Origin of the sequence: Enterobacter cloacae complex sp. IR53041 (assembly GCF_049238285.1) — a bacterium.
Taxonomy (GTDB): Bacteria; Pseudomonadota; Gammaproteobacteria; order Enterobacterales; family Enterobacteriaceae; genus Enterobacter; species Enterobacter roggenkampii.
The window spans coordinates 191,004-217,263 of the sequence record NZ_JBMKHB010000002.1 but is presented as its reverse complement, the minus strand read 5'-3'; the positions used below and the strand labels follow the sequence as shown (position 1 = coordinate 217,263).

Annotated in this window: 24 protein-coding genes and 1 other RNA gene; 11 read left to right on the top strand and 14 right to left on the bottom strand. The window is 56.8% G+C overall.

Annotation, left to right across the window (positions count from 1 at the left end; translation table 11 throughout):
• Window positions 1-10: 10 nt before the first annotated feature.
• From ACOTXF_RS02530 to lpp, 4 genes are all read left to right on the top strand, one after another.
• Window positions 11-1,156 (top strand): trans-sulfuration enzyme family protein, encoded by a 1,146-nt coding sequence (locus ACOTXF_RS02530; RefSeq protein ID WP_232926558.1) that lies wholly within the window; start codon window positions 11-13, stop codon window positions 1,154-1,156.
• 73 nt (window positions 1,157-1,229) lie between these two features.
• Window positions 1,230-1,526 (top strand): hypothetical protein, encoded by a 297-nt coding sequence (locus tag ACOTXF_RS02525; RefSeq protein WP_420252602.1) that lies wholly within the window; start codon window positions 1,230-1,232, stop codon window positions 1,524-1,526.
• Between the two features lie 7 nt (window positions 1,527-1,533).
• Window positions 1,534-2,946, top strand: coding sequence for a pyruvate kinase PykF (pykF, locus tag ACOTXF_RS02520; RefSeq protein WP_008500621.1), 1,413 nt, complete (start codon window positions 1,534-1,536; stop codon window positions 2,944-2,946).
• A gap of 309 nt (window positions 2,947-3,255) precedes the next feature.
• Window positions 3,256-3,492, top strand: coding sequence for a murein lipoprotein Lpp (gene lpp, locus ACOTXF_RS02515; protein WP_001082307.1), 237 nt, complete (start codon window positions 3,256-3,258; stop codon window positions 3,490-3,492).
• 60 nt (window positions 3,493-3,552) lie between these two features.
• Here lpp and ldtE read toward each other — a convergent pair whose 3' ends face one another.
• The 9 genes from ldtE to ACOTXF_RS02470 all read right to left on the bottom strand — a co-directional run bounded on the left by ldtE (window position 3,553) and on the right by ACOTXF_RS02470 (window position 12,632).
• Window positions 3,553-4,566: a L,D-transpeptidase LdtE gene (ldtE, locus tag ACOTXF_RS02510; protein WP_048963066.1), complete on the bottom strand. Its 1,014-nt coding sequence runs from the start codon at window positions 4,564-4,566 to the stop codon at window positions 3,553-3,555.
• 97 nt (window positions 4,567-4,663) lie between these two features.
• A complete protein-coding gene (sufE, locus tag ACOTXF_RS02505) occupies window positions 4,664-5,080 on the bottom strand; it encodes a cysteine desulfuration protein SufE (protein ID WP_234115191.1) in 417 nt (138 codons plus the stop codon).
• Between the two features lie 14 nt (window positions 5,081-5,094).
• Window positions 5,095-6,315 (bottom strand): cysteine desulfurase SufS, encoded by a 1,221-nt coding sequence (gene sufS / locus ACOTXF_RS02500; RefSeq protein WP_047745183.1) that lies wholly within the window; start codon window positions 6,313-6,315, stop codon window positions 5,095-5,097.
• Entirely contained in the window at window positions 6,312-7,583 is a 1,272-nt protein-coding gene (gene sufD / locus ACOTXF_RS02495) for a Fe-S cluster assembly protein SufD (RefSeq protein WP_047745184.1), read from the bottom strand. The genes sufS and sufD overlap by 4 nt, the downstream gene beginning before the upstream one ends.
• The gene (sufC, locus tag ACOTXF_RS02490; RefSeq protein WP_008500629.1) at window positions 7,558-8,304 is read right to left on the bottom strand and encodes a Fe-S cluster assembly ATPase SufC; all 747 of its coding nucleotides are present in this window, start codon (window positions 8,302-8,304) and stop codon (window positions 7,558-7,560) included. The genes sufD and sufC overlap by 26 nt, the downstream gene beginning before the upstream one ends.
• Before the next feature lie 9 nt (window positions 8,305-8,313).
• On the bottom strand, window positions 8,314-9,804 hold the full coding sequence (gene sufB, locus ACOTXF_RS02485) for a Fe-S cluster assembly protein SufB (protein WP_021241107.1): 1,491 nt from the start codon (window positions 9,802-9,804) through the stop codon (window positions 8,314-8,316).
• Window positions 9,805-9,812: 8 nt separating this feature from the next.
• Window positions 9,813-10,181, bottom strand: coding sequence for a Fe-S cluster assembly scaffold SufA (gene sufA, locus ACOTXF_RS02480; protein WP_008500631.1), 369 nt, complete (start codon window positions 10,179-10,181; stop codon window positions 9,813-9,815).
• Between the two features lie 313 nt (window positions 10,182-10,494).
• Window positions 10,495-11,223: a MerR family transcriptional regulator gene (locus ACOTXF_RS02475; RefSeq protein WP_008500632.1), complete on the bottom strand. Its 729-nt coding sequence runs from the start codon at window positions 11,221-11,223 to the stop codon at window positions 10,495-10,497.
• Between the two features lie 188 nt (window positions 11,224-11,411).
• Window positions 11,412-12,632 (bottom strand): diguanylate phosphodiesterase, encoded by a 1,221-nt coding sequence (locus ACOTXF_RS02470; protein ID WP_025911631.1) that lies wholly within the window; start codon window positions 12,630-12,632, stop codon window positions 11,412-11,414.
• Window positions 12,633-12,972: 340 nt separating this feature from the next.
• Between ACOTXF_RS02470 and ycgZ the strand changes: the two genes are divergently transcribed.
• The 5 genes from ycgZ to ACOTXF_RS02445 all read left to right on the top strand — a co-directional run bounded on the left by ycgZ (window position 12,973) and on the right by ACOTXF_RS02445 (window position 16,947).
• A complete protein-coding gene (gene ycgZ, locus ACOTXF_RS02465; RefSeq protein ID WP_008500634.1) occupies window positions 12,973-13,212 on the top strand; it encodes a regulatory protein YcgZ in 240 nt (79 codons plus the stop codon).
• Between the two features lie 4 nt (window positions 13,213-13,216).
• Window positions 13,217-13,537: a hypothetical protein gene (locus ACOTXF_RS02460; protein ID WP_021241105.1), complete on the top strand. Its 321-nt coding sequence runs from the start codon at window positions 13,217-13,219 to the stop codon at window positions 13,535-13,537.
• Between the two features lie 29 nt (window positions 13,538-13,566).
• Window positions 13,567-13,845: a biofilm/acid-resistance regulator YmgB/AriR gene (locus tag ACOTXF_RS02455; protein WP_008500635.1), complete on the top strand. Its 279-nt coding sequence runs from the start codon at window positions 13,567-13,569 to the stop codon at window positions 13,843-13,845.
• A gap of 190 nt (window positions 13,846-14,035) precedes the next feature.
• On the top strand, window positions 14,036-16,186 hold the full coding sequence (gene fdhF / locus ACOTXF_RS02450; protein ID WP_047745185.1) for a formate dehydrogenase subunit alpha: 2,151 nt from the start codon (window positions 14,036-14,038) through the stop codon (window positions 16,184-16,186).
• Window positions 16,187-16,317: 131 nt separating this feature from the next.
• Complete coding sequence (locus tag ACOTXF_RS02445) at window positions 16,318-16,947, top strand: helix-turn-helix domain-containing protein (RefSeq protein ID WP_045415081.1); 630 nt, start codon at window positions 16,318-16,320, stop codon at window positions 16,945-16,947.
• A gap of 50 nt (window positions 16,948-16,997) precedes the next feature.
• Here ACOTXF_RS02445 and ACOTXF_RS02440 read toward each other — a convergent pair whose 3' ends face one another.
• The 3 genes from ACOTXF_RS02440 to ydiJ all read right to left on the bottom strand — a co-directional run bounded on the left by ACOTXF_RS02440 (window position 16,998) and on the right by ydiJ (window position 20,741).
• A complete protein-coding gene (locus ACOTXF_RS02440; protein WP_003857766.1) occupies window positions 16,998-17,192 on the bottom strand; it encodes a YdiH family protein in 195 nt (64 codons plus the stop codon).
• An 85-nt stretch (window positions 17,193-17,277) separates the two neighbouring features.
• The gene (menI, locus tag ACOTXF_RS02435; protein WP_045406266.1) at window positions 17,278-17,688 is read right to left on the bottom strand and encodes a 1,4-dihydroxy-2-naphthoyl-CoA hydrolase; all 411 of its coding nucleotides are present in this window, start codon (window positions 17,686-17,688) and stop codon (window positions 17,278-17,280) included.
• Window positions 17,685-20,741 (bottom strand): D-2-hydroxyglutarate dehydrogenase YdiJ, encoded by a 3,057-nt coding sequence (gene ydiJ / locus ACOTXF_RS02430; RefSeq protein ID WP_047745186.1) that lies wholly within the window; start codon window positions 20,739-20,741, stop codon window positions 17,685-17,687. Before ydiJ ends, menI begins: the two co-directional genes overlap by 4 nt.
• 200 nt (window positions 20,742-20,941) lie before the next feature.
• Here ydiJ and ydiK point away from each other — a divergent pair, with 200 nt between their 5' ends.
• On the top strand, window positions 20,942-22,057 hold the full coding sequence (gene ydiK, locus ACOTXF_RS02425; RefSeq protein ID WP_021241100.1) for an AI-2E family transporter YdiK: 1,116 nt from the start codon (window positions 20,942-20,944) through the stop codon (window positions 22,055-22,057).
• 207 nt (window positions 22,058-22,264) lie between these two features.
• An RNA gene (gene rprA / locus ACOTXF_RS02420) (antisense sRNA RprA) lies at window positions 22,265-22,372 on the top strand.
• A gap of 5 nt (window positions 22,373-22,377) precedes the next feature.
• On the opposite strand, the gene ACOTXF_RS02415 is transcribed toward rprA, so the two are convergent.
• Window positions 22,378-24,753, bottom strand: a complete 2,376-nt coding sequence (locus tag ACOTXF_RS02415) for a glycoside hydrolase family 3 N-terminal domain-containing protein (RefSeq protein ID WP_047745187.1) — start codon at window positions 24,751-24,753, stop codon at window positions 22,378-22,380.
• Between the two features lie 3 nt (window positions 24,754-24,756).
• Window positions 24,757-26,157, bottom strand: coding sequence for an MFS transporter (locus ACOTXF_RS02410; protein WP_048963065.1), 1,401 nt, complete (start codon window positions 26,155-26,157; stop codon window positions 24,757-24,759).
• Window positions 26,158-26,260 lie beyond the last annotated feature (103 nt).

The window sequence follows — 26,260 nt, the reverse complement described above, 5'->3', positions numbered from 1 at the left end:
GGAATCAATGATGAAAAATCTGGCCACCCTCAGCGTTCACAGCGGCGAATTTAACGACCAGCACGGCGCCGTTATGCCGCCAATTTACGCCACCTCGACGTTTGCGCAACCCGCGCCCGGGGAGCATACCGGCTACGAGTACTCCCGCAGCGGCAACCCTACCCGCCATGCGCTGGAAACGGCGATTGCCGAACTGGAAGGCGGCACGCGCGGCTACGCTTTTGCCTCCGGTCTGGCGGCCATCGCCACGGTGCTCGAACTGCTGGATAAAGACAGCCATATTGTCGCCATTGATGACGTATACGGCGGGACGTACCGCCTGATTGAAAACGTGCGCAAGCGCAGCACCGGGCTGCAGGTTAGCTGGGTTAAACCGGACGACCTGGCCGGGCTCGAGGCCGCCATTCGCCCGGAAACGCGTATGGTCTGGGTCGAAACGCCAACCAACCCGCTGCTGAAGCTGGCGGATCTGGCGGCGATTGCGGCGATCGCCCGTCGTCATAACGTCATCAGCGTGGCGGATAACACCTTCGCGTCGCCGGTGATCCACCGTCCGCTGGAGTCCGGGTTCGATATCGTGGTGCACTCGGCCACTAAATACCTTAACGGCCACTCTGACGTCGTCGCCGGGCTGGCGGTGGTGGGCGATAACAAGGCGCTGGCGGACAAGCTCGGCTATCTGCAGAACGCGGTGGGCGGCGTTCTGGATCCGTTCAGCAGCTTCCTGACGCTGCGCGGTATTCGCACGCTCGCGCTGAGGGTCGAAAAGCACAGCACCAACGCGCTGGCGATTGCGCAATGGCTGGAGCAGCATCCGCTGGTCGAAAACGTGTACTATCCAGGACTGGAATCGCATCCGCAGTACCAGCTTGCCCGCACGCAGATGGCGCTGCCCGGTGGCATGATTTCCGTCGTGGTAAAAGGCGATGCGCAACGCGCCACCGAGGTGATCCGCAACCTGAAGTTGTTCACCCTTGCGGAAAGCCTGGGCGGCGTGGAAAGTCTGGTGAGCCAGCCTTACAGCATGACCCACGCCTCAATTCCGCTTGAGCAACGTCTGGCGAACGGCATTGTGCCGCAGCTGATCCGCCTGTCGGTGGGGATTGAAGATCCTAAAGACCTGATTGCCGACCTCAGCCAGGCGCTGCAAAAATAAGCAAAGTGCGGCAGGTCCCTCACCTGCCGCGATAAGTTGTCATCATGGCTTAACGCCTTGATAACAATATTATGTGAAACAGCACAGATTATTTCTGAAACACCGTTTCCATTTTCCTTTTATCTTAAAATCAGCGTATAATGCGCGCCTAATCCCTGGTGAATGGTTTCAGCGCTTGGAATACAAACAACAACGTACAACTTCTCCTCTCCTTCGTTGGGCTGTCACTCAGGCACACTTTCTTCTGCACGCTCATTTGATGTCTCCTATCCTTAGTGCGTGTCATATACTCTTTTGCAACACAGGTTTGACTCCGCGGCGGTGCGCCCCCGGAGCGAGATTTCCATATCCTTCCCAACTTAAAGACTAAGACTGTCATGAAAAAGACGAAAATTGTTTGTACTATCGGCCCGAAAACCGAATCTGAAGAGATGCTAAGCAAAATGCTGGATGCCGGCATGAACGTGATGCGTCTGAACTTCTCCCACGGCGACTACGCAGAACACGGCCAGCGCATCCAGAACTTGCGCAACGTGATGAGCAAGACCGGTAAAAAAGCGGCCATCCTGCTGGATACCAAAGGTCCAGAAATCCGTACCATCAAGCTGGAAGGCGGTAACGACGTCTCTCTGAAAGCGGGCCAGACCTTCACCTTCACCACCGACAAATCCGTTATCGGCAACAGCGAAATCGTTGCAGTGACCTACGAAGGCTTCACCAGCGATCTGTCCGTCGGTAACACCGTGCTGGTCGACGATGGCCTGATCGGTATGGAAGTCACCGCTATCGAAGGCAACAAAGTTATCTGTAAAGTGCTGAACAACGGCGACCTGGGCGAAAACAAAGGCGTTAACCTGCCGGGCGTCTCCATCGCGCTGCCAGCCCTGGCTGAAAAAGACAAACAGGACCTGATCTTCGGCTGCGAGCAAGGCGTTGACTTCGTCGCGGCCTCCTTCATCCGTAAGCGTTCCGACGTGGTTGAAATCCGTGAGCACCTGAAAGCACACGGCGGCGAGAAGATTCAGATCATCTCCAAAATCGAAAACCAGGAAGGCCTGAACAACTTCGACGAAATCCTCGAAGCGTCTGACGGCATCATGGTTGCACGTGGTGACCTGGGCGTTGAAATCCCGGTTGAAGAAGTGATCTTCGCGCAGAAGATGATGATCGAGAAGTGTGTGCGCGCGCGTAAAGTGGTTATCACCGCAACGCAGATGCTGGACTCCATGATCAAAAACCCACGCCCAACCCGCGCTGAAGCAGGCGACGTGGCAAACGCCATCCTCGACGGTACTGATGCCGTTATGCTGTCCGGTGAATCCGCGAAAGGTAAATACCCGCTGGAAGCGGTCGGCATCATGGCGACCATCTGTGAACGTACTGACCGCGTGATGACCAGCCGTCTGGACTTCAATAACGACAGCCGCAAGCTGCGTATCACCGAAGCAGTATGTCGCGGTGCGGTAGAAACCGCTGAGAAACTGGAAGCACCACTGATTGTGGTTGCCACTCAGGGCGGTAAATCTGCGCGCGCCGTGCGTAAATACTTCCCGGATGCGACCATCCTGGCCCTGACCACCAACGAAACCACCGCTCGTCAGCTGGTGCTGAGCAAAGGCGTCGTTGCGCACCTGGTTAAAGAGATCGCCTCTACTGACGATTTCTACATTCAGGGTAAAGCACTGGCTCTGGAAAGCGGTCTGGCACAGAAAGGCGACGTTGTGGTCATGGTTTCTGGCGCCCTGGTACCAAGCGGCACCACCAATACCGCATCTGTTCACGTGCTGTAATAATTCCCGAACGAACTAATTTGGATAAAAAGCGCCCATTGGGCGCTTTTTTTATTCCCGGCATTAGCCAAACGCATTCAAAATGCAAATCGGGTTTTTCTATTTAATTGCGAATTATCTAAGATGAATCCGATGATAAATGCCTTTTTTTCCTTAGATTTTTGCCCGAAAAGGGCTGATTCGGTGCTTCTTTGAGCGAACGATCAAAAATAGGTGTATTCCCATCAAAAAAATATTCTCAACCCAAAAAACTTTGTGTAATACTTGTAACGCTACATGGAGATTAACTCAATCTAGAGGGTATTAATAATGAATCGTACTAAACTGGTACTGGGCGCGGTAATCCTGGGTTCTACTCTGCTGGCTGGTTGCTCCAGCAACGCTAAAATCGATCAGCTGTCTTCTGACGTTCAGACTCTGAACGCTAAAGTTGACCAGCTGAGCAACGACGTGAACGCAATGCGTTCCGACGTTCAGGCTGCTAAAGACGACGCAGCTCGCGCTAACCAGCGTCTGGACAACCAGGCTACTAAATACCGTAAGTAATAGTACCTGTTAATAAAATGGCGCACATTGTGCGCCATTTTTTTTGCCTGCGTCAAACGCCTACTGCGTCACCCTCTCCCCTTCATCTTCCGCCACCGCAGCAGACACCCGGCTGTTCTGCACCGACAACACGCTATTGCTGGCTGACGGGCCGCTACCGGACGACACGATAACCGGGATCCCGGCACGACGTGACAGCGCTTTATCAATCAGCGCCTTATCGCTTCCTGCCTGAGAAACAAAGGCCGCAAAGTCGGCAGAATGAGTAATTGGCGAGACCTGCGGATTTTCCCCTTCTACCTGCGCCAGCGGACGGTGGACCTCAATATAGCGTTTACCATCCGGCTCCACGGAAAACTTCACGGGTTCATTAATAATCTGCACCCGCGTGCCCACCCGCACCTGTTCGAACAGCGCCTTAATGTCCGGGGCGTTCATTCGCATACAGCCAGAGCTGACCCGCAGGCCGACGCTGTCCGGCGCGCTGGTACCGTGGATCAGATATTCCCCATTACCCACGCCTAAACGCAGCGCGAAGCGCCCCAGGGGGTTATTTGGCCCGGCAGGGACTACCGGAGGCAGTTTAATCCCCTGCTCCAGAGAGCGTGCTCTGATGCCCGGCGTGGGCGTCCAGGTGGGGTTCGGGATCTTCTGGCTCACCCGCGTGGTTGTCACCGGCGTTTCCAGCCCCAGCTGGCCAATTCCCAGGGGATAAACCTGAACAATGTTTTGCCCCGGCGGGAAGTAGTAGAGCCGCAGCTCAGCAAGATTGACCACAATCCCCTCGCGCGTCGTATCCGGCAGCAGCATTTGCGACGGAATGGTAATCACGGTTCCCGGCGCAGGGTTTACCGGCGCAATGGTATTGTTGGTTTCCAGGATCACCTGCGCCGCCGTATTAAACCGGCGAGCGATGGTCTGCAGCTTATTATCCCCTTCCTGTATCGTATAGGTTTGATTTTGCCCAATCAGACGACTGCCTGCGGGCGGCAACGGATAGTCCATCGCGCGGGCCGAATGAAGGGCTCCAAGCGAACTGAGAAGTAATAGAGTGATGAAAGACGCGCGCTTCATGCTGAGATTCCTTATTCACTGACAGAACGCCAGAAAGCTGAAAAACCAGCGAGGCGGGAACCACCTCGCGAAACAGAATGAATGCTGTTCTGTAAGTCTAGCTAAGGATTGCAGCTTTGGCGCGGATGGCGCGAATCATCGCTTCCAGTCCCTGAGAGCGGGACGGGGTGAGGTGTTGGGTTAAGGCCATTTTTTCAAACCACGGACGAACATCGAACGCGACGATATCCTGCGCAGACATCTGCTGGTAAAGGCTAAAGACGACCGCAATAAGCCCTTTTACAATGGCGGCATAGCTGTCGCCGCGCAATTCAATCGTGCCGTCATCCGACTGCGCCATCACAATCCACACCTGGCTCTGGCAGCCCTGAATACTGTTCTCCGGCCTGTGCGCCTCTTCACCGAGCGGCGGCAAACGCTGTCCCAGCTCGATGATATAGAGATACTTCTCTTCCCAGTTTGCGCAACGCGAGAAGTTGCGCAGTAATTTATCTTTGTCCGGCAGCTCTGCCATCTTTTGCCTCTCCGTTAGCCCAGCAGCTGGTGAATGCGCTTGAGCCCCGCCACCAGCCTGTCGACCTCTTCCGTCGTGTTGTACATCACCAGCGATGCGCGGCACATTGCCGGTACCTGGTAAAACGCCATCAGCGGCATGGCGCAGTGGTGCCCGGTGCGGACAGCCACGCCGTAGTTATCAAGGAAGCTGCCCACGTCATAGGCGTGGTGTTTCCCAAGGTTAAACGCAATCACGCCATGGCGGTCGGCCGGGCCATACAGGGTAAGATCCGGCACGCTGGCAAGCTCCTGCAGCGCGTAGTGCATCAGCAGCTGTTCGTACTCCTGGATGGCGTCCAGGCCGATTGCGGAAACGTAAGACACCGCCGCCCCCAGGCCGATAATCCCCCCGGTGTTGGGCGTGCCCGCCTCAAAACGCCACGGCGCGCGCGCGTAGGTCGTCCCTTCCGTCAGGCTGACAGTGGCGATCATCGACCCGCCCCCTTCCCACGGCGGCATCGGCTGCAGGATCTCTTCTTTCACATACAGCACGCCAATCCCGGTCGGCCCATAGAGCTTGTGGCCTGAAAAGACGTAGAAATCACAGTCCAGCGCCTGCACATCCAGCGCGTGGTGCATTACCGCCTGGGCACCGTCAATCAGGACCTTTGCGCCCGCCTGATGGGCCTTCTCGACGATCTCTGCCACCGGGTTTTCTGTCCCCAGCACGTTGGAGACCTGGGTAACCGCCACCAGCCGCGTGCGGTCGTCCAGCAAGAGGTCAAGCTGCTCAAGCTGAAGCGTCCCGTCAGCGTTTAGCGGGATCACCCGCAGCTGGGCGCCCACGCGCTCGCAGAGCATCTGCCACGGCACGATATTGGCGTGGTGCTCCATCTGGGTGATGATGATGTTATCGCCCGCGTGGACCTGCGCGTTGCCCCAGCTGTTAGCAACAAGGTTGATCCCTTCGGTGGTCCCGCGAACAAAGACCAGTTCTTCCGGCGAGCGGGCGTTAAGAAAAGCGGCAAGCTGCGTGCGCACGTTTTCCATCCGCTGGGTCGCCTCGGCGCTCAGGGTATGGATACCGCGATGCACGGCTGCATAGCCGTGGCGATAAAACTCGGCTTCGGCATCCACCACCTGATTCGGCTTCTGCGCGCTAGCCGCGCTGTCCAGGTAGGCCAGCGGCAGACCGTTTACTTCACGGGTCAGAACCGGGAAATCTGCCCGTACTTTTTCGACGGGAAAACTCATGCTTCGCCTCCAGGCAGGCGCTGACCGATCCGATCCAGCACCTGCAGTTTTAACTGACCATCGTGCAGCGCTTCCGTCAATTCGGCGGCAAACGCGAAGATAATCATTTTCTGCGCCGCCTGCTGGTCGATGCCGCGCGAGCGCAGGTAGAACATCTGCTCGTCGTCGATTCGCCCGACCGTCGCACCGTGGCTGCATTTCACGTCGTCGGCGTAGATCTCCAGCTGCGGCTTGGTGTCCACCTCTGCAAGGCGACCTAACAGCAGATTGTTGTTGGTCATCTGCCCGTCGGTTTTAATGGCGTGCTGCGCCACGTTAATCAGGCCGTTAAACACCGCACGCCCTTTATCGCTCACGATGGTTTTATGCAGCTGGCGGCTGTTGCAGTAGCCTTTGTTGTGCTCCAGCCAGGTGCGCGTGTCACACACTTCTGATTTAACCGGCATCGCCAGGCTGTTGATGCGCAGCGTGGTGTTTTCACCGTTAAGTTGCGTGCTGGTGTTGTGGCGCAGCACCGCCCCGCCAAGCAGGAAGCTGTGGCTGTACGCGGCGGCATCCTGTCCCAGGACAATGTCGTTATGGGCAAAGTGGTGGCTCTGCGCATTCTCAAAAGCCAGCTTGATGTGGTGTAGCTGGGCATTCGCCGCCACGTTCATCGTCAGTCGCGACCCGGTAAAGTGACGTGTCTCATTGAGGCTGACGTAGTGTTCGATGACCGTGGCCTCCGCCCCCTCCGCCAGCTCAAGATGGTGGCGATAGTGCGCGGTGTTGATTTCGTCGCCGTCCAGACCCTGAGTGATGTGCATCAGCAGCAGCGGTTTGGCCGGACGCTGGTTACGCTTCACGCCGATATGCGTCACGCTGCGGGCCAGGCTTTCGGTCAGGTGCAGAAAGATCTCAGGCTGAACCGGGGCGTTCAGGCGCTGGCGATCGTCGTTTATCTCAATCTCAAAGCCGCTCTCCTGGAGCGTGTCGCTCAGCTCAGGGCGGAACTGACCGTCGACAAACACCAGGCGCACGGCATCCACGCCCACTGCCAGCGCGTCACGCTGTGCAGGCGTGAGATCCGCCAGGCGGGTCACAAACTCGGCGTTCAGCAAGCCATCAAGCGGGGTGTACTTCCAGTTCTCATGCTTACGCGTCGGCAGGCCAAGACGCAGCATCTGCTGCAGATGCTGCTGCGCCTGCTCGGAGCGCGTGCCGCCCTGGGCTTCAAACAGCCGGTGCCACTGCTGGAGCGCATTACTGCTGTTCGGTAAGCCAGCCATAACCCTGCTCCTCCAGTTGTTTAACCAGCGTGAAATCACCGGATTTCACAATGCGTCCCTGGTAAAGCACGTGGACGTAATCCGGCTTGATGTAGTCCAGAATGCGCTGGTAGTGGGTGACGATAATAAACGAGCGCTTGCCGTCGCGCAGGGCGTTCACCCCGTCGGCGACAATCTTCAGGGCGTCGATATCCAGACCGGAGTCGGTCTCATCCAGAATGCACAGCTCGGGCTCCAGCACCGCCATCTGCAGAATGTCGTTTCGCTTTTTCTCGCCGCCGGAAAAACCGACGTTCACCGAGCGGGTCAGCAGATCTTCCGGCATTTTCAGCAGCTTGATTTTCTCTTCCATTAAATCCTGGAAGTCGAAGCGGTCGAGCGCCTCCAGCCCCCGGTATTTCCGCACCGCGTTGAGCGCGGTTTGCAGGAAGAACTGGTTGCTGACGCCGGGGATTTCTACCGGATACTGGAAGGCCATGAAGATGCCCTCTCCCGCGCGGTCTTCCGGCGACATCTCCAGCAGATCTTTGCCGTTAAATTCGACCGAGCCGTGGGTCACCTCATAATCTTCGCGTCCCGCCAGCGTCGCAGAAAGCGTACTTTTCCCGGAACCGTTCGGCCCCATGATGGCGTGGACTTCGCCCGGCTTGACGTCAAAATTGAGGCCACGCAGGATGGCTTTATCTTCTACGCTGACCTGTAAATCTTTAATGCTTAACATGTGCTTTCCTTAACCGACGCTGTGTTCAAGACTGATGGCGAGGAGTTTCTGGGCTTCAACGGCAAATTCCAGCGGCAGTTCAGAGAACACGTCCTTACAGAAGCCGTTTACGATCATCGAGATGGCATCCTCTTCGCTGATCCCGCGCTGCAGGCAGTAGAAGAGCTGATCTTCCCCAATCCGTGACGTGGTCGCCTCGTGCTCCAGCTGGGCCGTATTATTACGGCATTCGACGTATGGGAAGGTATGCGCCCCGCAGTCAGCGCCAATCAGCATCGAGTCACACTGGGTGAAGTTTCGCGCATTGGTCGCCGTCGGCATGATTTTCACCAGCCCGCGATAGCTATTCTGGCTGTGTCCGGCGGAGATACCTTTCGAGATAATGGTCGATTTGGTGTTTTTACCAATGTGGATCATCTTGGTGCCGGTATCCGCCTGCTGATGACCGCTGGTGAGCGCCACCGAGTAAAACTCGCCGATGGAGTTATCCCCGCGCAGGATGCAGCTCGGGTATTTCCAGGTGATGGCCGAGCCGGTTTCGGACTGGGTCCACGACATCTTGCTGTTTTCCCCTTCGCACAGCGCACGCTTGGTCACGAAGTTCAGGATACCGCCAGTATTGCCGTCGCCCGGGAACCAGTTTTGCACCGTCGAGTATTTCACCTCGGCGTCTTTATGGATGATGACCTCCACCACCGCCGCGTGCAGCTGATAGCTGTCGCGGACCGGGGCAGAGCACCCTTCGATGTAGCTGACGTAGCTCCCCTCATCGGCCACCAGAATGGTACGTTCGAACTGGCCGGTTTTTTCGGCATTAATACGGAAATAGGTTGAAAGCTCCATCGGACAGCGCACGCCTTTCGGCACGTAAATAAAGGTACCGTCCGAGGCCACCGCCGCGTTAAGCGCCGCAAAGAAGTTATCGTTTGAAGGCACAACGGTCCCGATGTACTTTTTCACCAGTTCCGGATGATCGTGAATCGCTTCGCCGAAGGAGCAGAAAATGATCCCCTGCTCTGCCAGCTTCTCACGGTAGGTGGTCGCCACCGAGACCGAGTCAAAGATAGCATCCACCGCCACCTCTTTCCCTTCGCGCACCGGTACGCCCAGCTGGTTAAAGGCTTCTTCCACCTCTTTGCTGAGGAAACTGTTCTCCGCGCCGGTTTGCTGCACCGCGCCGGGCTGCGAGGCGCAGGTGTCATCACAGCTGCCGCAGGACGGCGCGGAGTAGTAGCTGTAATCCTGGTAGTTCAGCTTGTCATAATGCGCTTTCAGCCAGTGCGGCTCTTCCATCTCCAGCCAGGCGCGGTAGGCACTCAGGCGAAACTCCAGCATCCACTCGGGCTCGTTACGTTTCGCCGAAATAGCCCGCACGACATCCTCGTTGATGCCTTTTGCCAGCTCATCGGTCTGCAGCTGGGTGAAGAACCCCTCTTTATAGTTGAGGTGCCCGCCGCTCCAGGTATTTACTTCACTCGTTGCTTCAGTATTACGAGACATAGTTCCGCCTATACCCCAAAGCTTTCGCCGCAGCCGCATTCGTTCTGGGCTTTCGGGTTATGAAATTTGAATAACTGATTTAAGCCTTCGCGGACGTAGTCCACTTCGGTGCCATCGATAAAGGGCATGGCCTGCAGCGCGACGTACAATTTTGCGCCGTCGGTCTCGAACACCAGGTCATCTTTCTCGGGTTCGGTGACGGTATCAAGCACGTAACCGAAACCTGCGCAGCCGGTCTGTTTGACACCTAAACGCACGCCAAGGATCTCGGGCTTTTTCGCCACCAGCTCGTGAATATGTGCCGCCGCCGCTGGCGTGAGCGTTAACCCGCGCCAGGCGAAATCGGCAGGATTAAAGGTTTCTGAATGCAGTTCCATAGGTCCACCTCATCTGATAAGCCATCAGGGCATAACACCATGTTAGTGATAACGATTATCACTTCAACCCTCTGTCAGCAGGGGCATTCGGCTAAACCGCCCTTTTTGCCTACTTTTATTAAGCATAGACCCTGTGACAAGATGCAGGCAGGATGGATTTAATTGTTCAATGCATTGATTAATAATGCATTTCGTCGTGGCATTCGGGCAGGAGAGGAGAAACGTAAAATATGCATTGGAAATGCCTATTTTTGAGATAGCTTTTGCATGGAAAGTGACAAAAATAAAAAAAGGCCCTCAAGGCCTCTTACACTTAATGATGAAATGAGACAGCAAACCCCTGTTCACGCCAGTGGTCGAGCTGTTCCTGCTGTCGAGGCGTTGGGGATTTCCCCGTCCAGACGAAGATTTTTTGTCCCGGGAACAGTTCAGGACGCGGCGAATCAATCGGTTCTGCCAGGACGTCGATGTGCCAGCCCTTCTGCGCTAAGCGCGCGGCTTCGAGCCACAGATGGGTGCGGTCATCGCACTCCCAGCCGATCAGGAGCGCGTCTTTACCGGCTTTCTTACGGGACTCCGCCAGGCTTGCAATCGCGAATTCAATCAGAACTCCGTCTAACAGGCTCGCCATGTGACGCACGGTATTTTGGTCCTGGTTCATCCGCTGACGGACGGGAGAAATGATATTGTCAATCAGGGAATCTATCGGGTGATCGCGGCGGAACTCGCCAATTTTGGCGCGCAGCTTTGCCGGGCTGGCGTAGCGCAGAACGGTCATCATCTCTTCCTGGAACGAGACCCAGTTGCCCTGAGTCAACACTTCCTTGTTTTCCAGCAAGGCTTTTACTTTCCCGACCGAAACGCCGCTCTTCATCAGGCGTTTGATCTCTTCTATACGCAGGATATCTTCATCGTCAAACTGACGATGGCCCCCTTCGCTGCGCTGCGGCTTCAACAATCCATAACGGCGCTGCCAGGCACGCAGCGTAACGGGGTTGATACCGCATCGTTCGGCCACTTCGCCGATACTGTAATAGGCCATTAACTCCCTCACGCTCAGAACTTCCATACCTAACTGCACCAACCTTATCAGATTGTACAAACCATTTGTATAACTAAGACCGCATTTTGAACGGGTGAATGGCTTACCACCCCATCCACCTGTTAATACATTGTTGTATAAAATTTACCGTTCGTACAGTAACGACTGCCAGATTGTGTACAGCTTTATCACAATTCGAACTTTTTCTCCGGCCAGGCAATGGCTGGAATACCGCCGTGCCGGGGGCTGGCAAAAAGATGCCCCTGGAACTGGGAAATTCCCGCAGACTCCAGCCACATCCACTCTTCTGCCTTCTCTACCCCCACCGCGCAGAACTGGATTTCAAGCGAGGAACAGCATTTGATGATCGCCTGAATGATGGCCTGTCGGGGGCCACTTTTATGCACGTTCGCGACCAGATCGCGATTAATCTTAATTCTGTCAGGCTGGAAGTGGGCCAGCAGCTGCAGCCCGGCAAAACCGGCACCAAAGTGATCGATCGTCACGCTGATACCCGCGCTTTTTAACTGCCTGACCGAATCCGTGAATTCATCAAAACGGGAAATGGCTTCGCTCTCGGTGAACTCCACCACGATTTGCTCAGGTACAAACCCGTTTGCTTCAATCGCGGTGAGCAGAAAATCCACGGCGTTGGGAATGTTAACCAGCGTCATAGGCAGCAGGTTCAGGGATAACGTCTGGTCCTGTAACCCCAGCGCGCTGGCCATAGACAGAGCCACCTGCTTGCTCTGCAAATCAGAGGTGTACACTTCCTCCTGCGGAAGGCTGGCGAAATAGGCCCCCGGCGAGTCGCCGGACGGGGTGCGGAGAAGCGCCTCCCAGGAGACAACCTGCTGCATAAACGGATCGACTATCGGCTGGAACGCGAAGCTGCAATCCGCCCCTTTCGCGACCACCTCAGGCTGCGCGGACAAACGCGTCTCTTCGCGTACGAAATCCCATGTATCCGCAGGCGGCAGTTCAAAATAGTTCGCTTTTTCCGTGGCCTCGACAAAGGTGCGGAAAAACTGCAGAGGGCGATCGTTATAGGCCAGCTGGTAGCGTGTCGTCCCCTTATTAAGTATCTGCTGCAGCACCTCGTCCCGGTCGAAGTGGCGCAAATCAAAAAGCTCCATACCCACGTTGCCAAAACGCCGGACAGGGCCGTGATCGCGCATTAACTCGACCACGTTATGGTGGCGCGGGTCGTTGCAGATCTGCTCATAGATAGCCGAAACGTGCTCCACCGGCCCTTCAAGCAGTTGAAAAAAATGTGTGCCGTTAAACAGCAGGATCCCCGTGACATTGGATTGCCGATTTTTACGATTTGCAGCAGCGACCATTGCTTCCAGCGCTTTCACTGGAACGTCCTCGCAGATATGACTGCGGTAAATGATGGTTGTGAGCATGCTATTCCTGGGGGGTTAGGGTTTTGGCCACAAAAGACGTGGGGAATGTTTATTTATAGCACATTAATTGCCTGACAAATAATTTACATCTCAACCATTTACGGCAGTTAATGAGACCGTTTGACTCGGCTGTACAACTTACCAGCACATGCGCTTTTTGTACAATATATCCTGCACTCTACCCCCATCACAACGCCAACCCAACGCAATGAAAAATAAATGATTTATAAGATATATCGAAAAAAATCTAAAAATCTGTACATTTTAGATGTACAGATTTGGAAATTGTGTATACCTTAAATGTAACGTTACTGATTACAAAATTTTACAGGAGCGAAACATGCAGCAGAAAGGTTACGTCGCAGATTCCGCAGCAGCAATCGCACAGTACTTCGAAAAAGCCGCGCTTCCGACCCAACAGGAAACGCTGGGCCAGGTGGTTGTTGAAATTCTCAGCGACGGGCGAAACCTTAATCGCAAATCGCTTTGTACAAAATTGCTGAGTCGCCTCGAAAAGGCCGACGGCCCGGAAGAGGAAGAGCATTACCACATGCTGCTTGGTCTGCTCTTCGAACGGTAAGGATATGAATCGCAGTAACGCAGACCGACTGATAGACCAGCTTATCGGTGAAGCCGTTCTCTCTCTTCTGAAAGAGCGGGGGCCGGTGACAACAGAAGGCTTGCTACAGCGTCTGCGGGTCATGAAAGAACATGAAAAGGATCCCCAGCGGCGGGAGACACTTGCGATGGTGATTGCCGAGATCGGCTCAAACAGCATCGCCTTTACACGTCGCAGAACCGCGCAAGGACGAACAAAAAGAGAGGGATCTCTCAACGATAACCGAGACAATGTAGTGCCGTTATTTGGAAGTGGAAAACCGTCCGATCCCAAAAAAATACATTGACTGCAATTTAACAGCTACGGTGAGAACAAATGAGACAAAATATTCAGCTTCAACCCGAATATCACTCTGCTTTTTTAGACAGTGCGCTGGCGGAGTATTTCCGCCATGCAGGCGATCGTTTTGCTGAAGAGTCCGCTATTTTTTCTACTGCAGTACGCTGTGTTCTGGCCTCCGAAGGTCATCTTTCCAATAAAGCGATCATCCTCTGGCTCATTCAGACGCTGGAATCCACCAACGACGTGGTTCAGGCGGATGTGATTCGTAAGACGCTGGAAATCGTGGTGGGTTACACCATGGACGATCTCTGAGTTCCTGCCCGCCGCGCCCCCTAACGTGTCATCGTCAAAACTGACGATCGGCCTGACGATGACACGCGCCCTCCCCCATAACACCCTGTAATTCACGCAAAGCCAACCTGGCACGCTTTCTGCTTATCTCCGCATACGGGACTGGTTTTTCCAGTCAACTTTGCTTCATTTCTTAACAGGTCTGTTATTGATGAAAAAGATCGCCAGCGTCTGCCCGTACTGCGGTGCAGGCTGTAAATTGAACCTTGTCGTTGAAAATAACCGTATCATCCGTGCCGAAGCGGCAGAGGGGGTCACAAACCAGGGCACCTTATGTCTGAAAGGGTTTTACGGCTGGGACTTCCTCAACGACACCCGTCTTCTCACCCCCCGCCTTACCCAGCCCATGATCCGCTACCGCAAAGGCGAAGCCTTCACCCCCGTTACCTGGGAAGAGGCGATCCGCTACACCGCCCACAGGCTCAGCAGCATTAAAGCGCAGCACGGGCCGCGGTCGATCATGACCACCGGCTCCTCTCGCGGCACCGGCAATGAAACCAACTACGTGATGCAAAAGTTTGCCCGCGCGGTGCTGAACACCAACAACGTGGACTGCTGCGCGCGCGTCTGTCATGGTCCGTCCGTGGCGGGTTTACAGGAAACGCTCGGCAACGGCGCGATGAGCAACGCCATTAACGATATTGAAAACTCAAAATGCCTGCTGGTGTTTGGCTATAACTGCGCGGACTCCCACCCTATCGTTGCCCGCCGCGTGCTGAAAGCGCGTGAAAACGGCGCAAAAATTATTGTCTGCGATCCGCGCCGTATTGAAACGGCGCGTATTGCCGACCAACATCTTCAGCTGAAAAACGGCAGCAACATGGCGCTGGTGAACGCCTTTGGCTATGTGCTGCTGGAAGAGGAGCTGTACGACAAAAGCTACGTGGCGCGCTTTACGGAAGGGCTTGAGGCCTACCGGCAAACGGTAAAAGACTATGCGCCTGAGAAGGTCGAACATCTTACCGGCATCCCCGCCCGTGATGTCCGCCAGGCGATGCGCACGTTCGCGGCGGCTCCTTCTGCTACCGTGATGTGGGGAATGGGCGTGACCCAGTTTGGTCAGGCCGTTGACGTGGTCAAAGGGCTGTCCAGCCTGGCGCTGCTGACCGGGAATCTCGGTCGCCCCGCCGTCGGCGTCGGGCCGGTGCGCGGTCAGAACAACGTCCAGGGTGCCTGCGATATGGGCGTTCTGCCGAATATGTTCCCCGGCTATCAGGATGTGACTGACCCGGCGGTCAGGCAGAAGTTCGCCGACGCCTGGGGAATTGACGTCAATGCGATGGACGATCGCGTCGGGACGCGCATTACCGAAGTGCCGCACCTTGCGCTGGAAGGCAAGGTGAAGGCCTATTACATCATGGGGGAAGACCCGCTTCAGACCGAAGCCGATCTCGGCCTGGTGCGCAGCGGTTTTGAGGCGCTCGAGTTTGTCGTGGTTCAGGACATCTTTATGACCAAAACGGCAGAGGTGGCGGACGTTCTGCTTCCGGCTACCTCATGGGGTGAACACGGCGGCGTCTTTACCTGTGCCGATCGCGGCTTCCAGCGTTTTGGCAAAGCCATTGAAGCCAGCGGCAACGTGAAGCGCGACTGGGAGATTATCAGCCTGCTCGCCACCGAGATGGGCTATCCGATGCATTATGACTCCAACCAGCAGATCTGGGACGAGATGCGCGAGCTGTGCCCGCTCTTCTACGGCGTGACGTATGAAAAAATGGGCGAGATGGGTCACGTTCAATGGCCGTGCCCGACGCTGGATCATCCCGGTACGCCGTACCTGTACAAAGATAATCAGTTCGATACCCCGAGCGGTAAAGGGCAGCTCTTTGCCGCACCGTGGCGCGCGCCGGCGGAAACTCCGGATGCGGATTTCCCGCTGGTGCTCTGTACGGTCCGCGAGGTTGGCCACTACTCATGCCGCTCCATGACCGGGAACTGCGCCGCGCTGCAAAGCCTGGCCGACGAGCCGGGTCGGGTGCAAATGAACCCTGCCGATGCAGAAAAGCTGGGCATTACTGACGGGCAGCTGGTCTGGGTACGTTCACGTCGCGGGAAAGTGATTACCCGCGCCAGCATCAGCGAGCGTATCAACGCCGGGGCCGTCTATATGACCTATCAGTGGTGGATTGGCGCCTGCAACGAGCTGACCCAGGACAACCTCGATCCCATCTCCAAAACCCCGGAAACGAAGTACTGCGCGGTGCAGCTGGAGGCGATTGAGGACCAGCGCTGGGCGGAGGACTATGCCGCGTCGGCGTATCAGTCCATGAAGTCGCGGCTGATAAGTGCGGCGAACGTCTGAGGAAAATGCCGGGTGCCGTAACCGCCACCCGGCAATCGCGTACGGAATCATGCAATAACAAGCAACTCGCTTACCCGTCCCAAAGAGAAGCGCTATAATTAGCCAGGTTTTTTTTAAGGCTGTCGGCAACCATGTCCCTTCCAGAAAAGTCTCAGCGGGGTTCTCCCCACGCGCAAGCGCTTATTTCACACCTGTTACCTGATTGCACAACGCGACATACCGCCCGCGGCGAGCGGCTGGACCTGCAGGTCAATGGTCAGGGCATGTGCTATTTAATTCTTGAAGGAACCATCGCCGTCTACAGAAGAAGCGATAACATGATGCTGTCTACGGCCTGTAGCCCTGCTGTTTTCGGCCTCGCTAACCTCACTGATATCTATTTTAGTGATTATCTTAAGACCGTCAGCCCGTGCCTGATCGGGACGATCACCACAGAAAGGGTGAATGCCATTATTAAAGAGAAGGCGCTTTGGGGACTGCTCTCTCAACAGCTCATGTATGTGTATAGCCGTCTCTATAACAACGTGATGCCGCAGGGCGCGCCGACGGCGTATGAGATGATTCGCCAGCAGTTAATAAAGCTGACGGAGGAAGAGGAAGATTATCGGCTCAGCGTGACGGCGGAAAAGTATATCAGGGATAAAACCCACCTCTCCCGAAGCGGCGTGATGCGCATTCTGGCGGATTTAAAAACCGGCGGATTTATCGAAATGGAAGAAGGCAGGCTTATCAAAATCAACAAGCTCCCCGCTAAATACTGAATCTCAGACACAAAAAAGGCCGCAGTTGCGGCCTTTTCAACATGACTCTCTCAATGGACGTGAACGCCCAACCGCCAGGCAAAGTAGATCTCTTCTTTCAGCTCATTCGAAGAGAGCGCCAGCAAATCTGTAAATTCCAGCTCAAGCTGTTTCAGCTTTTTCAGGTACTGCGCCGGGGACAGATTGCTCTTATCGCGACGTAAATATTCAATTGCCAGCTGTGTTGGGGTTATTTCAGTATCCATGATGTCCTCGCTTATGTACAAAACCTGACCAGTATATCACAACCCGCTGGCTAGTTTTTGACCAAAGGCAAAACATCTGAAAACTTTACACGACCGCTGTCGTCAACCTTGAAGAGCAGCACAGGCGATCCTGCTCGTCGAGAATGTCAATCTGCCACACCTGGTGGCGACTACCGGCGTGCAGCGCGCGGCACACGCCGCGCACGCGCCCGCTGCGTACCGAGCGGATATGATTAGCATTCACCTCGAGTCCGACCACCTTCTGCTCCCCTTCGGTACAGAGATATCCCGCCACCGAGCCCAGGGTTTCGGCCAGCACGACGGACGCACCGCCGTGCAATAAACCAAACGGCTGGTGGGTGCGATGATCGACAGGCATGGTGGCCTCAATGTCATCGTCGCCAATGCGGGTGAACAGGATATCCAGCAGCCCCACCATATTCCCCTCGCCCATGGCGTTCAGCGCCTGCAGCGTCACGGCACGTTTCCAGATCATCCAATTATCTCCAGTAAAGCCTGCAATGGGTGGCGTACGCCGTTACCCTCTACCCGTTTCACCTGGCTGCGGCAGGAGTATCCCGTCGCCAGACAGCGGTTTCGCGGCAAGCGCTGCATCGCCTGATGCCAGGACAGCTCATAAATGCCGAGCGAGTTGGCGTGGTTTTTCACTTCGTGTCCGTACGTGCCGGCCATGCCGCAGCAGCCCACACTAACGCTCTCCAGCTTCGCGCCGAAGCGGGCAAAGACGGACGCCCACTGCGCGGGGGCACCAGGCAGCGCGGTGACTTCCGTGCAGTGTCCGAACAGATACCACGGCTCACCGCTGACGTCCTGAACCGCTTTGTCTTCCAGGGCCGTCGGCAGCCACTCGTGCACCAGCATGACGTGGAAATCACCGCGCTTATCGCCCAGCGTCTGCCTGTATTCATCGCGGTAGCACAGCACCAGCGCCGGGTCGACGCCGACCATCGGTATCCCGAGTTGCGCCACGCGGTTTAAGAAGTCAGCTGTTTTCTGCGCGGTCTTCGCAAAGCGCGTCAGGAAGCCTTTAATGTGCTGCGCCTTGCCGTTGGGCGAGAACGGCAGCACAACCGGCTGATAGCCCAGCTTTTCCGACAGGCGGATAAAGTCCGCAACCACCTGGGCATCGTAGTAGCTGGTAAACGGATCCTGCACCACCAGCACTACCTTCGCTTTTTGCTCAGGCGTGAGCGCCTCCAGCTGCTCCAGGGTCATGTTCGCCGAACGATGCCCGACGAGCTGGCGCTGCAGAGACGGCACCGACAGCAGCGGCAGATCGACCATGCCGATATGCTTTTCGGAAAGCTTGCGCACCAGCGGCTGGTTGATAAAGAAGTTGAAGGTCTTCGGCGCGCGCGCCATCAGCGGCGCGTAGCTTTCCACCGTTGCCACCAGATGGTCGCGCACCGGGCGGAGGTAGCGCGTGTGGTAAAGCTGCAGGAAGCGCGAGCGGAATTCCGGGACGTCGATTTTAATCGGGCACTGGGTCGAGCAGGCTTTACAGGCCAGACAGCCGGACATCGCCTCTTTCACCTCATGGGAGAAATCATACTCGCCCTTGTTGGCATGCCAGCTGTTGCGGGTGCGCTCAATCAGCGAGCGCAGGCTGGCCCGTTTTTCCGGCAGCTCCTGCTCCAGCTTCAGGGGATCGACGCCACGGTCCGCCAGCAGACGCAGCCACTCGCGCACCAGCGTCGCCCGCCCTTTCGGCGAATGAATGCGGTTGCTGGTGATTTTCATCGACGGGCACATCGGGCTTTTCACGTCAAAGTTAAAGCACAGGCCGTTGCCGTTGCACTCCATCGCACCGCGCCAGGAGGAGCGCACCGCAATCGGGATCTGTCTGTCGTAGGTGCCGCGCTTGACGGCATCCACCTGCAGCATGGGGGCGTCCACGCCTTCTGGCGGGCAGATTTTACCCGGGTTGAGGCGGTTATGCGGGTCGAAAGCCGCTTTCACCTTGCGCAGCTCCGCATAGAGCTGTTCGCCGAAGAACGCCGGGCTGTATTCCGCGCGGAACCCTTTCCCGTGCTCGCCCCACAGCAGACCGCCGTATTTAGCGGTTAAGGCCACCACGTCGTCGGAGATCTGCTTCATCAGGATCTCCTGCTGCGGGTCGCACATATCCAGCGCCGGACGCACGTGCAGCACCCCGGCATCGACGTGACCAAACATGCCGTAGCTCAGGCCGTGGCTGTCCAGCAGGGCGCGAAACTCGACGATATAATCCGCCAGATGCTCAGGCGGCACGCAGGTATCTTCGGCAAAAGGAATGGGCTTCGCGGCCCCTTTCGCATTGCCGAGCAGACCCACGGCTTTTTTACGCATCGCATAGATACGCTCAATCCCGGCCAGATCGTTACAGAGCTGCCAGCCGATCACGCCGCCTTCGCCCTGCGAAATCAGCTCATCCAGTCGCTGGCAGAGCGTGGTGACCTGGCTCTCAATCAGCTCCGCGTCGTCGCCAGCAAATTCCACGATGTTAAGACCGAGCATCTCTTTGTCCGGCACGTCGGTAATGAGATCGCTGACGGAGTGCCAGACAATATCTTCCCGGGCCAGGTTGAGCACTTTGGAGTCGACCGTCTCAACCGACAGCGCTTTCGCCTCCACCATAAACGGCGCATTGCGCAGCGCGGAGTCGAAAGAGTCATATTTGACGTTCACCAGACGACGCACCTTCGGCAGGCGGGTGATATCCAGCCGCGCCTCGGTGATAAACGCCAGCGTCCCTTCGGAACCGGTGAGCACGCGGGTTAAATCGAACTGGGTCAGGTCGTCGTTAAAGACGTGGCGCAGGTCGTAGCCCGTTAAGAAGCGGTTCAGTTTGGGGAATTTGTCGAGAATAAGCTGGCGGTTGTCGCGGCAGCGCTCCAGCACGGTACGGTAGATGCGTCCGCTGGCGGTGTTATCTTTACCCAGCGTTTCCGCCAGTTCGACTGGCATCGGCTGCGTATCGAGAATATCGCCGCCCAGCAGAACGGCCCGCACGCCCAGCACATGATCGGAGGTTTTGCCGTAGACAAGCGAGCCCTGACCGGAGGCATCCGTGTTGATCATCCCGCCGAGGGTCGCGCGGTTACTGGTGGAAAGTTCCGGGGCAAAAAAGTAGCCGTAAGGCTTGAGGTACTGGTTAAGCTGATCTTTGATAACGCCCGCTTCGACCCGCACCCACCCCTCTTCCGGGTTGATCTCAATGATGCGGTTCATATAGCGCGACATATCAACAATAATGCCCTGGTTCAGCGCCTGGCCATTGGTCCCGGTGCCGCCGCCGCGCGGCGTAAAGACCAGCGAGGCAAAGCGTTCCTGCGTGGCGAGCCGGGCAATCAGCGCCACGTCGGCCGTAGAACGAGGGAAAACGACGGCATCGGGAAGAAGCTGGTAAATACTGTTATCGGTTGCCATCGTCAGCCTGTCGGCATAGTTCGTGGCGGTATCACCTGTAAAACCCTGTTGCTCCAGTGCCTGCAAAAAATTAAGCACCAGCTGAACGACGCCGGGTGCCTGGGAAATCTGTGGGATCATGACTGTCGACCCTAATTAGAGTAATGTGAAATCGTTTGCGTTGTGTCCGGAAAGTTTTATCACATTTTTTTCTTATGTGCTTCGTAGAATTACGGGCAAAATCCGCCTGTCAAAAACCGCTGAGATCATTAATGATTAAAGAGATGCGGTTTTCCGTTCCCGCCAGCCGCGCTGGCGTTCTTTTAAGGAAAGTTTCATTTATGGTCAATCTTCGCCAGCCCAGGGATGTTGCGCAAATTTTGCTGTCGGTGCTGTTCCTGGCCCTCATGATCATTGCGTGTCTGTGGATTGTTCAACCCTTTATTCTTGGCTTCGCCTGGGCCGCGACCGTCGTCGTTGCCACGTGGCCTCTGCTGCTGCGCTTGCAGAAGCTGCTGTTCGGCCGCCGCGGGTTAGCCGTGCTGGTCATGACGCTGCTGCTGTTCCTGCTGTTTATTATTCCCATTGCGCTGCTGGTCAACAGTCTCGTCGACTCCAGCGGCCCGGTGATCCGCGCCGTGACCAGCGGCGATCTCACGCTGCCGGATCTCGCCTGGCTGAACAGCATTCCGGTCGTGGGCGCCAAGCTCTACAGCGGCTGGCACAGCCTGCTGGAGATGGGCGGCAGCGCGCTGATGGCAAAAGTGCGCCCGTATATTGGCACCACCACCACCTGGTTTGTGGGTCAGGCGGCGCATATTGGCCGCTTTATGATGCACTGTACCCTGATGCTGCTCTTCAGCGCCCTGCTTTACTGGCGCGGTGAGCAGGTGGCTTTGGGCGTTCGTCACTTTGCCACCCGCCTGGCGGGCAAACGCGGTGACGCTGCGGTACTGCTGGCGGCGCAGGCCGTACGCGCGGTGGCGCTGGGCGTGGTGGTCACCGCGCTGGTGCAGGCGGTGCTGGGCGGTATTGGTCTGGCGATTTCCGGCGTACCGTATGCCACGATATTCACCGTAGTCATGCTGATGACCTGTCTTGCACAACTGGGGCCGCTGCTGGTGCTGGTGCCCTGCATTATCTGGCTCTACTGGACGGGAGATACCACGTGGGGAACGGTGCTGCTGGTCTGGAGCTGCGTGGTCGGCACCATGGATAACGTCATTCGCCCGATTCTCATCCGCATGGGCGCCGACCTGCCGCTGATCCTGATCCTCTCCGGGGTGATTGGCGGCTTGATTGCCTTCGGCATGATTGGCCTGTTTATCGGCCCGGTGCTGCTCGCCGTTACCTGGCGTCTGTTCTCCGCCTGGGTGCATGAAATTCCGCCGCCGGGAACCGACCCGGACGTGATTTTGAGCGAACTGGAAGAGCTGGAAGAGAAGAACACGCATTAAGTTTTTGCCGGGTGGCGCTAACGCTTACCCGGCCTACATTCCCCCACCCAATACTTTAACGCTGCTAAAGTATTTATTCGTTGCACACTGGTCAGACCCGCAATTTCTGCACTCAATCTGCTCATAACCTCAAGAAATCTTTATATCTCTTTAACTATTGAGACGAATCCGATCGACGCTAAAAGCGGACATGCCTACTATTAGCACACGGTTATAAATCAACACCTTGATTTATAAGCATGGAAATCCCCTGAGTGAAACAACGAATTGCTGTGTGTAGTCTTTGCCCATCTCCCACGATGGGCTTTTTTTTATCCTGACTACGCGCGCGTAACCTCACAGGTACTGAGCATCCGCCACTCGGCAGGCAGCACCCGCGTTTCCCCGGTTATATTGACCGTCACCACCTGGCGGATATCCGCCGACGATGCGCCAACCTGCAGTTCAAACTCGCCCGGCTCAACGATGCGTTTCCCGTCGCGACGGGTGAAGTTGAACATCTCCACCGGCAGCGTAAAGCTGAGCGTGGCGGTTTCGCCCGGCGAGAGCGTGACGCGCTGGAAGGCCTTCAGCTCCTGGAGCGGCCGCACCTGGGTGGCGACCTTATCTCTGACGTAAACCTGCACCACCTCGCTGCCGCTGCGCTCTCCGGTATTGGTGATATCCACGCTCAGCGTCACCTCGCCGTCGACCGGCACGCTGCTTTCAGCGACGCGGGCAGCATTCCAGCGAAACGTCGTCCAGCCGAGGCCGAAGCCAAACGGATAACGTGAACCGAAGTGGAACGCAAACGGCGTGCCGCCGCTTTTGAGCTTGTGATTGTAGTAATACGGCATGGCCCCGGCGCTTTTCGGCACGCTCACCACCAGACGCCCCTGCGGCTCTGCACGTCCCGTTAACACGTCCGCAATGGCCCAGCCCCCTTCCTGCCCCGGTGCCCAGGCCACGATCAGCGCGGCCACCTTGTCCTCCAGGCCCTGAAGAGTGTAAGGACGCCCGCCGGTCATCACGACAATCACCGGTTTGCCCGTCGCCACCAGCGCCTCCAGCAGCTGCTGCTGAACACCCGGCAGATTCAGGGAATCGGTGTCGGAACCTTCCCCCACGGTACCGCTCTGGAACAGCCCGGCGAGATCGCCCACGCAGGCCACCACCACGTCACTCTCCTGCGCGGCATTGACCGCCTCGGGGATAAGGGCGGTGCTTTGCGACACGGGAGACTGCTGCATCGGTTTACCGCCGCTGTCGCCCGGGAAGACCGGCGCACCCGCCATCCGTTTCTCGATGATGTGACACCCTTTGGCGTAACGGACCTGAGACGCGCCGAGGTAGTGTTCCAGCGCTGCGCGCGGGGTCGTCACCTGCGAGGTCTCCTCCACCATATCGCTGATGATCAGATGCACCGGGAAGCTGTAGCCGCTGAGCAACGCCAGCGGATCGTCTGCCGTCGGTCCCACAAGCGCCACGCGGGGCTTACCATTTAGCGGCAGAATGCCGTTGTTTTCCAGCAGCGTGATCGATTTTGTCGCCACCTCCCGCGCCACCTGGCGGGTCGTCTCATTGTGCAGATCGATGCCGTTTTCATCGGCATACGGGTTCTCAAACAGGCCGAGACGGAATTTTTCGGTCAGCACACGGCCCACAATCTCATCCACTTTCGCCATAGAGATCAGCCCGCGCTCAACGGCGTCTGCCAGATGCCGCGCGCAGTCATCTTTCGGCAGCTCGACGTCCAGCCCGGCGTTGAAGGCCAGCGCGGCGGATTCGGCCGCATCGTGGGAAATGCCGTGATGCTGGTGCAGCAGGCTGACGCCGCCGTAGTCCGCCACAATAATGCCGTCGAAGCCCCACTGTTCGCGCAGGACGGTGGTCAGCAGGAAGCTGTCGCTGTGCCCCGGCTGGTTATCGATGTCGTGGTAGGCGGGCATGACCGAACCGGCGTTTGCCAGCTTGACCGCCATTTCAAACGGCAGCAGGAAGGTGTCGTTCAGCTCGCTAAAGCCCAGATGCACCGGGGCGTGGTTGCGCGCCCCTTCGCTGAACGAGTGGCCCACGTAATGCTTGAGCGTCGCCAGCAGATCGCGCTTATCGCCCTGTAAGCCTTTCACGTAGGCGGTCGCCATCACGCCCACCAGCCAGGGATCTTCCCCGAAGGTCTCTTCGGTTCGCCCCCAGCGCACGTCGCGGGAAACGTCCAGCACCGGCGCCAGCCCCTGCTGGCAGCCGACGGATCGCGCCTCTTTGCCAATCTGCTGTGCCGCGCGCTGCACCAGCTCCGGATCCCAGGTCGAACCGTAGTTCAGCGACGACGGGAACAGCGTGGCGTCTTTGCACAGCAGCCCCACCAGGCACTCTTCATGGAACAGGGCCGGAATGCCGAGTCGCGTCTCCTCCATCATCATGCGCTGCAGGCGGTTAGCGGCGCGCACGCCGGTTTTCGCGTCAACGATATGGGTACCCAGCGGACGGGTGATCTGCCCGACGCCCAGCTTCAGCCGTTCGCTCAGCGCGGCCTGCTCGCTCACGCCAGCGAATTCGTCGCTCAGATCGCTGCGCTCGCGGTGGTTGCCGTTTTCATCGAGGATCAGCCAGTACGCATGCATCTGGGCGAACTTCTCTTCCGGGGTCATACGCGCCAGTAAATCGGCGACGCGCTCGTGCACGGGACGTCCCGCGTCCTTATAGATAGCTGTCATGTTTTACTCCTGTAGTGCGGAAGGGGTCGCCGGGCTGAGCGGCCCTGCTTCGGGTCTCACCTCACGCTTGCTGGCCAGTTCCCGGGCGATGGAATCCACCAGCCGACTGTTAAGCTTGTAGATTGAAAGCAGCGCGACCATGCAGAGGAACAGCGCGCAAGGGATAAGGGTGAACAGGGCGTTGATCGTAGAGAGCACGTGCGGCGCCTGGGCTGCCTGTCCCGGGGCGTAATCCACCATGCCAAGCACCCAGCCGACGACCGCCCCACCCAGCGCCAGCCCAAATTTGATGGCAAACAGCGCGGTAGAGAAAACCAGCCCGTCCAGGCGGCGGCCGCTGCGATGCTCTTCGTAGTCGACCACATCGGAGAACATGGTCCACTGCAGCGGCGTGGTGAGGTTTTGCACAAAGCTAAAGACAATGTTGAGGCCAAAAATCAGCCACACCTGCGAAGGCGGCAGGAAGAAAATCAGCGTCCCGAAAATGACGAAGGAAATAATGGTCCACTGATAGGCGCGGACGCGGTCAAATTTCCCCAGCAGCCGTTCAGATAATAGTGCGCCGCTTAAGGAGGCGACCATTCCGGAAACAATAAAGGCAAAAACCAGTTCCGGGCGCAACAGCACATAGTTCACGTAATACATCGTGGCGGAACCGCGCGTTACCACCGCCGTTAACAGCAAAATATTAAACAGGAAAACAATGCGCCACTGGCTGTTTCCGGCGAGCAGTTTTAAATCGGTGAGCATCGAGCCGGAAGTATCACTGCGCGGAGAATAACGCTCGCGGGTCATCAGGAAACAGCAGAAAAACAACACAATGCCCAGCAGCCCCATCAGGCTCATGGCGTAGAAATAGCCTTTCTGCACGTTGCCCTGGCCTAACAGTGAGACCAGCGGCAGGGCAATCACCGTCACAATCAACCCGCCGATAAACGACAGGCCAAAGCGCCACGACTGCAGGGAGTGACGCTCGCGCGGATCCAGCGTCAGCGAGCCGGGCATGGCGCAGTAAGGCACGTTAATGGCGGAGTAAATCAGGCTTAAGATCGCGTAGGTCAGGCAGGCATAAACGATTTTCGCCGTCGGCCCCACGTCCGGTACATAGAAAGTAATGAGGCAGCTCACGCCAAACGGAATGGCGAACCACAGCAGCCAGGGACGGAAACGGCCGTGGCGCGTTTGAGTGCGATCCACCAGCGCGCCAATGCACGGGTCGACAAACGCATCGACCACGCGCACCACTAAAAACATGGTGCCCATGATTGCGGCGGGCAGCCCAAAAACGTCCGTATAGAAATAGGCGAGAAATAACGTTGCCGTTTGCCAGACCAGCGCGCTGGCCATATCACCTAAGCCATAACCTATTTTATCTTTGGTACGCAATACAGAGGAGAGTGTCATTGTTATTTGCCTTTTTATCAGGTTAAAACGTATTTCAACCAGTTGCGCATCATCTGAAGGGAAATGCGCATGTAAGGCTCAAGTATTAGCAACGGTTTGCGCG